At 58.1% G+C, this 10,299-nt stretch carries 8 protein-coding genes and 3 pseudogenes; 6 read left to right on the forward strand and 5 right to left on the reverse strand.

Features of this window, described 5'->3' with window-relative positions:
* Positions 1-1,108: 1,108 nt before the first annotated feature.
* A complete protein-coding gene (locus NKJ26_RS32445) occupies positions 1,109-2,188 on the forward strand; it encodes a Gfo/Idh/MocA family protein (protein ID WP_352699872.1) in 1,080 nt (359 codons plus the stop codon).
* 389 nt (positions 2,189-2,577) lie between these two features.
* Here the strand turns inward: NKJ26_RS32445 and NKJ26_RS32450 are convergent, their stop codons facing one another.
* The 3 genes from NKJ26_RS32450 to NKJ26_RS32460 are packed head-to-tail and all read right to left on the reverse strand — an operon-like array spanning position 2,578 to position 4,006.
* Positions 2,578-2,937, reverse strand: coding sequence for a hypothetical protein (locus NKJ26_RS32450; protein ID WP_352699884.1), 360 nt, complete (start codon positions 2,935-2,937; stop codon positions 2,578-2,580).
* Complete coding sequence (locus NKJ26_RS32455; protein ID WP_352699874.1) at positions 2,904-3,236, reverse strand: hypothetical protein; 333 nt, start codon at positions 3,234-3,236, stop codon at positions 2,904-2,906. Before NKJ26_RS32455 ends, NKJ26_RS32450 begins: the two co-directional genes overlap by 34 nt.
* Complete coding sequence (locus tag NKJ26_RS32460) at positions 3,185-4,006, reverse strand: ISL3 family transposase (protein WP_502903261.1); 822 nt, start codon at positions 4,004-4,006, stop codon at positions 3,185-3,187. Before NKJ26_RS32460 ends, NKJ26_RS32455 begins: the two co-directional genes overlap by 52 nt.
* A gap of 288 nt (positions 4,007-4,294) precedes the next feature.
* On the opposite strand from NKJ26_RS32460, the pseudogene NKJ26_RS32465 reads away from it, so the two are divergent.
* Together NKJ26_RS32465 and NKJ26_RS32470 are read left to right on the forward strand one after the other, a co-directional pair.
* Positions 4,295-5,956, forward strand: a pseudogene (locus NKJ26_RS32465) (IS1182 family transposase).
* Between the two features lie 151 nt (positions 5,957-6,107).
* Positions 6,108-6,362, forward strand: a pseudogene (locus NKJ26_RS32470) (IS110 family transposase); the annotation flags it as partial.
* Between the two features lie 20 nt (positions 6,363-6,382).
* On the opposite strand, the pseudogene NKJ26_RS32475 reads toward NKJ26_RS32470, so the two are convergent.
* Positions 6,383-6,637: pseudogene (locus tag NKJ26_RS32475) on the reverse strand (IS110 family transposase); the annotation flags it as partial.
* A gap of 495 nt (positions 6,638-7,132) precedes the next feature.
* Between NKJ26_RS32475 and NKJ26_RS32480 the strand changes: the two are divergent.
* Complete coding sequence (locus NKJ26_RS32480; protein ID WP_352699878.1) at positions 7,133-7,918, forward strand: aspartate/glutamate racemase family protein; 786 nt, start codon at positions 7,133-7,135, stop codon at positions 7,916-7,918.
* 398 nt (positions 7,919-8,316) lie between these two features.
* Here the strand turns inward: NKJ26_RS32480 and NKJ26_RS32485 are convergent, their stop codons facing one another.
* A complete protein-coding gene (locus tag NKJ26_RS32485; protein WP_352699880.1) occupies positions 8,317-8,619 on the reverse strand; it encodes a hypothetical protein in 303 nt (100 codons plus the stop codon).
* Positions 8,620-8,796: 177 nt separating this feature from the next.
* Here NKJ26_RS32485 and NKJ26_RS32490 point away from each other — a divergent pair, with 177 nt between their 5' ends.
* A complete protein-coding gene (locus tag NKJ26_RS32490; protein ID WP_352699881.1) occupies positions 8,797-9,006 on the forward strand; it encodes a hypothetical protein in 210 nt (69 codons plus the stop codon).
* Positions 9,007-9,865: 859 nt separating this feature from the next.
* Positions 9,866-10,299, forward strand: a 434-nt coding sequence (locus NKJ26_RS32495) for an aldo/keto reductase (RefSeq protein WP_352699882.1), incomplete at its 3' end; no start/stop codon positions are given.

Consider the following 10,299-nt stretch of genomic DNA (forward strand, 5'->3'; position numbering starts at 1 on the left):
TCGCTCACAGGATTCTCCGCATGATTCATGCTGAAAATGAGCGATCAACCGCCTGCACGCTACGTGGGGATGCCTACGCGCTTACAATTGTGGACAGCAGTCGAATGCGAATTAGCGGATTGGCTGGTCCGCGAATTTCTGAAACACGCAACCTGTCGCGAGAACGCGTGATCATGCCGCTCAGTAGAACGTAGAACGTAGAACTGCTCGTGTTGCGGTTTCAGACTCCTAGGATTTTCCGGACTTCTCGCCCAACGACCCACCCTTTTGGCTGACCTGCCGCGCTGGTCACCTCGGCGGGAAAATATTGGCGGGTACAACCCGAGTGACGAAGCTTCTTCCTACTCCAGCGACTCAGTTCGATCCGCAGTTATCGTGACACGATCCGCCTGTTCCTGTGCTTCGTGTCCGAGCAGCGTGGCCGCAGAAATACTGCACTGGCCCTTGATGACCTGACGCTCGAGCGGAGTCTGGCATTCCTGAAGCAGCTGAAACAAGACCGCGGCAGGCGTTGTCAATCGGCATCGACGATGCAGGTCGCAGTCTTCCGTAACGAAACATCCAGGCAAAATCCCTCCTTCGCATGCGGCTTCAGCCACGCTGCCGAATTTGCATACGTCAGCCGGGACACACCATCTTTTTCATCTTTTTATTCGTGAAGCTCACGATGGCCTCTCATATCAGGCAATTAAAATGACTGTTGCGGCAATAATATCAAACAGTCAAAAAACTTTAACTAAATCTTAGTTTGCGTATGTGGCGGCCAGCGCTGACAATCGCAACCGTGGTTGGCGCTCAATTGTGCTGCTAACTAAACTGTACTATTAACATGAAACAGCAGCGCAAAGTATATATTGACAACATCATGGGTCATCTGCTAATATCTATCGTCTTCTTTTCGGAATCGAAGGGCGAAATATCGCTCGTATTCTACCATTTGGCGAAGAACCCATCTGCTGCACGTGAAAGCTGGCTCAACCACTCATCACTACAAGTTGGGACCACGACCGGCCGAGGGCGAAAGCTAAAGCCGCACAATGTGCGCCAAGCCGCTGCATCGCCCTCCATCTGACAGCGTCCTTGCTTCGTCTGAATAGGAGCCTGATTCATGCCAGTCCGGATAATCCAGGTAGGCCTCGGTCCATGGGGCGTTGACTGGGCTGAGGCCGTCATACCTCGAGTGCCCGAGGTCGAGGCGGTAGGTTGGGTCGAGCATAACCCGAAGTTGCTTGAGAGAGTGAGGTCGAGGCTGGGGGCTCGCCCGGATCAATGCTTCTCAACCCTCGAGGCAGCTCTGTCGCACATTGATGCCGACGCAATCTTGATCACCGCTAACCTGGCGGCTCATGCTTCTCTCATTGCACTCGCTCTTGAGGCCGGCAAGCACGTTTTGGTGGAGAAGCCGTTTGTGTCTACTATCGTTGAGGCAACGCACCTGGTCGATATGGCAGACCGTTACGACCTCATCCTTATGGTGAGCCAGAACTTCCGCTTTTTTCCAGCCGCCTTAACCGCCGCCCGGCTTGTCAGAGAGCAAGCACTCGGCACGATCAGCACAGTCCACATTGAGTTCCGGCGGTTTGTGAATTATGCCCCGGCCGAGGAAGATTATTACGCCTTGCGACAACCGCTACTCGAGGACCTTAGCATTCATCACTTCGACCTTATGCGTATGGTGCTTGGACAGGAACCCCGGCAGGTCTATTGTACAGCTTGGCAGCCGCCCGGGAGTCCCTTCCGGGAACCACCGGGGGCAACTGCAACCATCATCTTCGATCGAGGTACCGTAGTTACCTACCGCGGTAACTGGCTTAGTGCTGGAGAGGCGACACCCTATGGTGGCGAATGGCATTTGGAATGTGCCGAAGGCGAGATTATCTGGACTTGCCGCGGTGACCGTGATCTCACGTTGCACGGTGATCACGTCGTGATCCGCAGGCGCGGCCAGCCGGTAGTGCCGATCGGCCTTCCCGAGATGCCGTCGTTCGGCCGCCGAGAAAGCTTGGCATCCTTTGCACGCGCCGTCGAGACTGGCACGATCGCACCTTACGCCAGCCTGGGTCGTGACAATATTGGAAGTCTCGCTCTCACGCAGGCCGCAATCGCGTCGGCGATAACCGGATGTGTAACATCAGTCGAAACGATACGGCCAGAGGCAAGCGCGGGGTTTACGCCTGTGACTCAATAGCTCTGCAAAGACGTCCCCGGTTTACATTACAAGGAACGTCCACCTGTTTGGGCTAGCAAATCAGCGCATGGGCCGCAGGCATTCCGGTAGTAAGTCGCGGACGCGATCTCGACGTGCCTTATAGACTTTTCTCAAACGCGGCCGTTTCACCGTGCCGTAGATGTCGGACACCTTGTCAGCGTTCCGCGCGGAGCGTACCGGCCACGAATTGAGGCGCGGTGCGATAGGTGTTCAAGCCGTTCCTGTGCCAGCACGAGGCGGTCGCGCCGCATCCTGCTTGGTGGGCTCGGTGATCGCCGCGATGGCAAGCAGCAAGCGCCGCGATTATTAGCTCGATGTCCGAGATGATGTGAGCGGCCGCGAGAACCGTTCGCGCGCATCGACGTCTCTCACGCCATGATCTTTGGTAAGCGGGCAACCAGCATTAATGCCGCCTGTTGTTTAGCGGTCTTGACCGGCACAAACCGCATCGTCGGCCGGCTCATCGCCTCGCACAGCGCAATGTCACGGCCGATGCCTGCTGCAAGGGAGGCCAGCTCACTGCCCGTGGCATCGGCGATCCATTGCTCGAGGCCGGCATCATCATCGCCGCGTATCACTGCAGCAAAACGGCGGGCGAGTTCGCCCGCGATCGAAAGCTCCGGCGCATTTTCATGGAGATGGTGAAGGAGCCGCTCGGTCTGCTCATCGAGAGTGTCGGGTCTTCGCTCAGGAGCTATGCACAATTCCGGCGCGATGGCGGCCGCCACCGCGAATTTGGCGGCGCGGTCGGTGGCCGCTCCTTACGGGCGGCGGTCCATCTGTAGACGGTCGCCCTGCTGCCTTCAAAGCCGCGACGTTTGATTTCGGTCCACAGTTGCAACCCGTTGTGCTGGCCTTCCTCCCAGCGCTTTTCGAGATAGTCTCGAAAAGGATCCATGAGGACGGAGCGCGAGTACGGCCGCCGGTGCTCGGGCTCACCGCCCGCTGCAAGCCAGCGTTCAACAGTTCTCACGTTCATGCCAATCTGGGGCGCGATCTGTCGCAGCGATAGACCGGCCTCCCGCAACTGAAGGATTTCAGCATAGAGCTCACTGCGCTGGTTGCGCCTCGACCGGCGCAGGCAATCAAGTTTCGGGATAGCTTGGCGTCGTCGTTTCCGGCCATCTCGGACGTCATGGCCTTCCCCGCGGCGCTGACAGCTTTTCGATGGCGGCCGACGGCCAAACGCAACGCTTCGCCCAGTTTCTGGTGAAGATGCCAGCGGTCGGCGACCTGGGTTGCATCGGGCGCACCGCGACGGGCGCCCTCGGCATAGACGCCGGCACGATCGCGCGCGATGATCTCGATGCCAGGATGGCGTTCCAGCCATGATGCGACCGTGTCGGCATTTCGATCCGGCAATAGATCGAGGACGCGATTACGCTCAAGATCGCAGATGATCGTTCCGTAGCGCTGCCCCTTGCGCCAGGCCCAGTCGTCGATGCCGACCACACGCGGCGCTTGCGGCGGCTCGAACCCAGCCGCGCGGATCATCCGCAACAGCGTGTCGCCGCTCGCCGGCATGGCGAGCCTGTCCGATAGGCGTGAGCCCGGCTCGCCACCTGCCGCGAAGCCGATCGCCAGCTGGCTTTCGCCGAGCCGAACCGTGCGTCGAGCCTTCGGTTGAACCGTCTCGGGAAAGCCTCTCGGTGAAGATCCGGCGCGGGCATTGTGGATCGGCGCATCGAAACCGTCGTGCGTGAAGCCGGATTTCGACAATCCGCCCCTGCCAACGGCAGATCGGCCAACCGGCGCATGTAGTGACTGTGAACGCAACGCGTCCGGCAGCCGCAACATGGACAGCACGATTCCATCACCTTCGGCCGGGCAACAAGCACAACCCTGTCAGCCTGCGGGAAAATCGGGACAATCGAAAGTTCGGGCGAAATCAGCGAACGGAAGGCATGGAGCATGGGCAAATCACGGCGTCGACTGCGATTCCGACTCTATGAACTTATTCGCACCGTCCGTGAATCCCGCAACCTGCACCAAATATGATACTGTTGGCGAAGTCAGCACTTTGGGCTCGACGAATGCAGAGAGCCTTGATTCCCTGGGTATTCCCACTGATTCGAGGAGCATTGAATGTCGCTGCGGCCAGACCTTTCAGTCGGAATTCCTGAGGAAACGATGCGGGTCGCCAAAGCTGCTTTTCCGCGAGACTGCATGCTGATGATCCTGCGCGACGATTTGGGGCCGATCTTCCATGACCAACAGTTCGCGTCGCTCTTTCCCGCGCTCGGTCAGCCTGCCGCGACGCCATGGCGCCTGGCGCTCATCACCTTGCTGCAATTCGCCGAGGGTCTGTCGGATCGACAAGCGGCGGATGCCGTGCGAAGCAGGATTGACTGGAAGTATCTGCTGGCTCTCTCGCTCACCGATGCCGGCTTCGACCACACGGTCTTGTGCGAGTTTCGGGCGCGCCTGATTGCCGGCCGGGCTGAAGCGATATTGTTTGACGCTGTTCTCGACATCGCCAAATCGCGCCATCTCGTGCGGCCTGACATCGCCAGCGCACTGACTCAACCCGTGTTGTCGCGGCGGTGAGCGGTCTCAACCGCATGGCGGGGATCACCGAAGCCATGCGCCATGCCTTGGAGGTGTTGGCTGTGGCAGCGCCAGATTGGCTGCGAGTGCAGGCAGCGCCTCATTGGGTGGAGCGCTACCAACGGCCAACATTAGCAACCCGATTGCCCCGCAAGGAAACGGCGCGTCAAGAACCACGCCCGCGAGATTGGAGAGGATGGGCACCGTCTCCTGGCGGCGATCTTTGCCGCGGATGCGCCTACATGGTTGCGCGCGATACCGGCCGTCGAGACGTTGCGCCTAATGTGGGTGCAACAGTTCATGCTGCTCGACGGCGAGATGCGTTGGCGCACGGCGGCGGATGGCATTCCGCCGGCCGTTCTGTTCGTCAGCACGCCGCACGATGTTGACGCTCACTACGCGCGCAAGAACTTAGCCTCGTGGGTCGGCTACAAAGTGCATCTGACAGAGACGTGCGATGCTGATGCGCCGCCGATCATTACGCATGTGCGAACGACCACGGCGCCGGTCGCCGACGACCAGGCCACAGAACCCGTTCACGAAGCCCTGGAACAACAGGGTATTTTGCGATCTCAGCACTTCGTCGATACAGGCTATCTCAGCGCTGGAATTCTTGTTGAGACCCGACAACGCTTTGGAGTCGATCTGATTGGGCCTGTTCGTCGCGACATGCGCTGGCAGGCCCAGGCGGGCAAGGGCTTCACTGCCGACGCCTTTCAAATCAATTGGGATGAACGCCGCGTCACCTGTCCGCGAGGGGCGTACAGTTCCAGTTGGACTGCAGCTACCGACAATGGTGCAACCTCGGTATTCAAGATCAAGTTCTCCCGCAAAGACTGCGGTGCTTGCTCCGATCGCGTTGATTGCGCAGGGGCACATGCAAATCGGCGCAGCATGACGCTGCGCATGCAAGATCAACACGAAGCGCTGAAGGACGGGCGCCAACGACAGCAGACAGCCGAATTCGCAAGACTATATGCCTGCCGAGCTGGGATCGAAGCGACAATATCGTACGCGGTGCGCGCCTTCGGCATGCGCCACGCCCGCTACATCGGTCAAGCCAAAGCCCACCTTCAGCATCTTGCCACAGCCGCGGCCATGAATCTCATGCGTTTGGCGCGCTGGATCACCGAAGACCCCGTCGCACGGACAAGGACATCGCGCTTCACACGTCTCATGGCTCAAGCAGCCCCGGCGTGACTTCGCCAACAGTATCAAATATGCGGAAGAACCCCAGATTGTCGCGCGCTTCTCTCCCAGATTGATGGTGTGGAACGGCCCCGCTACCGACAGCATCTAAGTGCTAAAACGTGGTCGTTGCGAGCAACGCCACAAGGAAGGGAGCCGTTCCGTGAAGCACGTTAGCACCATCGGCCTGGATTTGGCCAAGAACGTTTTTCAAATTCATGGCGCCGATGCCGAAGGCGCGCCGATTTTCAATCGCAAACTGCGTCGAGCCGAGCTGCTGGGCTTTTTCGAAAAGCTTCCGCCGTGTCTGGTTGGTTTGGAGGCGTGCGGCGGTTCGCATTATTGGGCGCGCGAGATCGCGGCGCTCGGTCACGACGTGCGTTTGATCCCGCCGATTTATGTGAAGCCTTTCGTGAAGATATGGTCAGGTGGGCATATCTTGACGTACGGTTTGACATATTGAGGAGGGATCAGCTTCACCTCATGCCCAAACGACTGCAGCAGGCGTGCCCAGTGGTGCGAGCCCCCGCACGCTTCGATCGCAACCACTGTCGACGGCAGCTTCTCAAAGAACGCCACCACCTCCTTGCGCCGCAGTTTTTTGCGCAGCGCCGGCTCCTCAGCTGCGTTCACACAATGGAGCTGGAAGATGTGTTTTGACGTGCCGATGCCAATGCGAATAATTTGTTCCACGGACGGTCTCCCTTTGCTTGAGATCTGTAACGACCTCATTCTGGCACATCGATGCCGTGCGGGGGCCGTCCACCCCCACATCATGCTGCGGCCAGAGCGCCGACCGCGAAGAGAAGCGAGTGACCTGCGGGACGGTCCAGAAAACAAGTGCAGGAGTGCTTGACCTAAACGACCCCAATCAGAGAGGACTCTAACCGCCGGCTTGGCCCCCGGGCTCTGCGCCTCGGAAACATGAAACAGTTGACGCCAGCGACCGACACCTAATGTCGGGTTTGTCGAGTCTGAGACACAGTCGTGTTCAGCGTGGCTTTGTTCCGCTGTATATTTAAACCCATTGAACAACGGGCATAAAACTCTTTCAACGGATATTCTTGCAGTTGGCACGGCTCTTGAAGCTTATTGTCGTAAGGCGGAAGTTTTTTTGCGACTGTCTTATCCCGTGGGTGACCGCGTCCCTTAATTCATCCGCTACATGCTCAGCTTGGGAGTTATATAATGTCTGTAAACCGCGACTTTGGGATAGATGTCATTCGCGCCCAACCGGGTACATATGGTTGCGGCATGGGTTTGGGGATCATGCTGCTCGACGAGGTGTATCCTGGTTTTCCCGGCTCTGTACGGAACGCAAGTGCGTATCCATTCCCCGTCCAATACGAGGTAGTCGAAGGTGTCGACACCGATCGGCTCATAATTCAGTCGGATAAATCCGCTTGCCTAGAACCCATACTGCAGGCCGCGCGTCGACTCGAACGTATGGGGTGCCGAGCCATCGCAGCCGAGTGCGGTAACTTTGCGTATTTCCAAAAAGAAGTTGCGGCTGAAGTATCGGTGCCTGTATTCATGTCGAGCCTTTTGCAGGTACCTCTCGCGCAGCGGCTGACCGGAAGCACGGGACGCGTTGGGATTGTGTGTGCCTTCCCTCGGCGACTGACCGAGCACCATCTCGTCAGCGTCGGAATTGATCCCGCGTCAAACCTTGCGTTCATGGGAGTATGCGAGGACTATTCGTGCCCGGAATTCGAGAATTTGGGGAGCGCAGACAAGTGGTCTGCGGTTCCGACGGCCAGTTTCGAACGCGCCGAAGCCGAGTTCGTTAGTGCGTGTAAGGACTTCGTCTCCAAGAACTCCGACCTGTGCGCATTGATTTTCGGTTGCACAGGACTTCAGCCGTTCGCACGCTGTGTGCAGCGCGAAGTGAGATTGCCTATTTTCTCTTGGAGTACGCTGCTCGACTACGCCTTTTCAGTTGTCGTTCATCGCGAGCACTATGGCCATGTGTGACACCGACATCTGATTCTTGATTCCCGCAGCTGAAAAAGGGCTATGAGGCCTCTCTTTTCGGCTGGTTGAGGTCAAGCGTTTTCGAGCTCCTTCTGCCGTCGCATCTAAAATCTATCAATCCATCGCCGGGTCTCGCTGCTTCTCTATTCAAGCACCTCTTCTGGCGACTGTTCTAATAACGTAAGATATTCCGACGGGCTCGCTCTTCTTTCCGGAATCGGCACATTGGCCCTTCCATGATGGAGCGGGCGGGAATGTCTATGGTTGCCGTATAAGCCAGCGCTACAACGGGCCTTGGTCCCACGTCATAATGCCCATCTCGCTACGTCATTGAAAGACAAAGGTCTTTTGATCCAGATTTGATGAAGGCAGCCCGTTGGGGGCACGTGTCGGCTTGCTCAATCAGAGGCGAACTGTTCGATATCCCGTCGTTTGGTAATCCAAGGTGGGCGTTTGCAATATTGCTCGGCGGAAATGATGCCGGCAGCAATCTTGAGAAGGACCGTCGCGGAACTCAGATTGAGCATCCCGGCGGCTTCTGTCAACGTGACTTTGCCGCGCTCGGCCCATTCGCCGTCACTGTAGACCGCGATGCCGTGCGTGTTGCGGAAGCCTCGCAATGCGACTGCGACCATCCATTCGATCCGACCTGTTCGCTTTCCAGCCCGATCGAGTAGTCCGGCAATAGCCTTGTCGGGCATCAGTAGCGCGCAGCGTGGATCAACTATACCGTCTCCGGCTCCAGGTCGGCCCTCATTTGCAATAGGCGCCGGCGCCCCTCGGCGCTCAAAGCGGCCGGCCGCTGTTGAACCAGGGCCTCCAGTTCTTCCTCGAGCGCGTACAGCCGCGAGAGCGCCGTTCCACCGGCGCTCGAGCTCGTGAGCAATCAGACGATTCTCGGGGTCGACCGTATCATACTGTCGGCGCGCTCTGGTGGCCCTTTGCGCCTATTCGAGCGCCAACTCGATCTGGCGCTGTTTTTCGCCAGACTGATGCTCGCGCTGCGCGATCGCCTGGATGGACGCTTCAACGCTGAGCGGCTGCAGCAACCGCGCGATCTCGGCTCCCACTGCCTCGTCGAACCGTGAGGCGCCAAACCATTCAGGGATCACCTTCCGGATTGCTCCGGATCGCATCACACTTGTAGCGGTCCAGATCACCCTTTAGCGCCATTATAACCAACAAGCAGCCGGCGTCCGCTACAAGTGTGATGCGCCCAGGCGTTGTAACATGGCGAATGCCGAGACAAGAGCAATCTCGGGCTCGAATTTGGCTGGATCGAGCGGCGTACCGGAATTGGTTGGCGCTTCTGGGCAACAGACGAAGCCGCACTCCGATCAGCCCAATATTGCCCACGCTTGGTTGCGATCAAGCACGCCGCCCAGTGCGTCCGTAAGGACCGACATTATACATGACTAATTCACTTGGAACAAAAACTTAAGTTGCTTACCCAACGCTGTCGTCAGAACTGGAAGGCGTATCGCCGGACATGCGACACAAATGTAGGGAATCCGACGTAAGTGCTAAACAGACGTTTTATCAACAGGGCTATCATGTTGTTTTAGACGGAATTTTCGTTTGGCACGGTACATGCTTGCTGCTCTGCAAGGGTGCCAAGAAGCTTGTGGTGTTAATTGAAAAATGGATTTAGGGCTTGAAGGCAAGGTGGCAATGGTCGCGGCCGCCTCCAGCGGCCTAGATTTGGCCACCGCAGGAGTTAGCCAACGAAGGCTGCCGCCTGTCCATCTGCAGGGCCAGCTTCCCACCCGAAGCGGGGGTCGTGCATCACGGCTACTTTCCGCCTTCTCAGGCGCGCGGTTCAGAGAAGGACGGAGACGGCCTTTCTAACGCCGCCCTCGAAAGCCCACATCCCCAGACAATCGCAAATACGGCCCGCTCCTATTTCCATCATCTCATTCAATTCCTTCACTCGGGAAAAATTCCATCATGCGCTACAACCAGCTTGGCAATACCGGCATGTTCGTCTCCGAGCTCTGCCTCGGCACCCTGACATTCGGCGCCGCTGGCGAGAACGCTGAATGGCGCAGCATCGCCAGCCTCGACCAGAAGGGCGTCAACGAGATCGTCGCCCGCTCGATTGCCGCTGGCGTCAATTTCTTCGACACCGCCGATGTCTATTTCTTCGGCGAGTCCGAAAAGCTGCTCGGACAGTCGATTAGGGATCTCGGGATCAAGCGTTGGAACGTGGTCATCGCTACCAAAGTGCACGGCGCCACGGGCGAAGGCCCGAACCAGCGCGGCTCTTCACGCGGCCACATCATGGATGCGGTCGACGCTAGCCCGGATATCTCACACAGTCTTTCGGCGCGAGGCTGGCAGCAGCGATTTTGCGGGCGCTTGAGCTGCGGGCAAGGGATGTC

Source organism: Mesorhizobium sp. M0152 (genome assembly GCF_040322415.1).
Classification (GTDB): domain Bacteria; phylum Pseudomonadota; class Alphaproteobacteria; order Rhizobiales; family Rhizobiaceae; genus Mesorhizobium.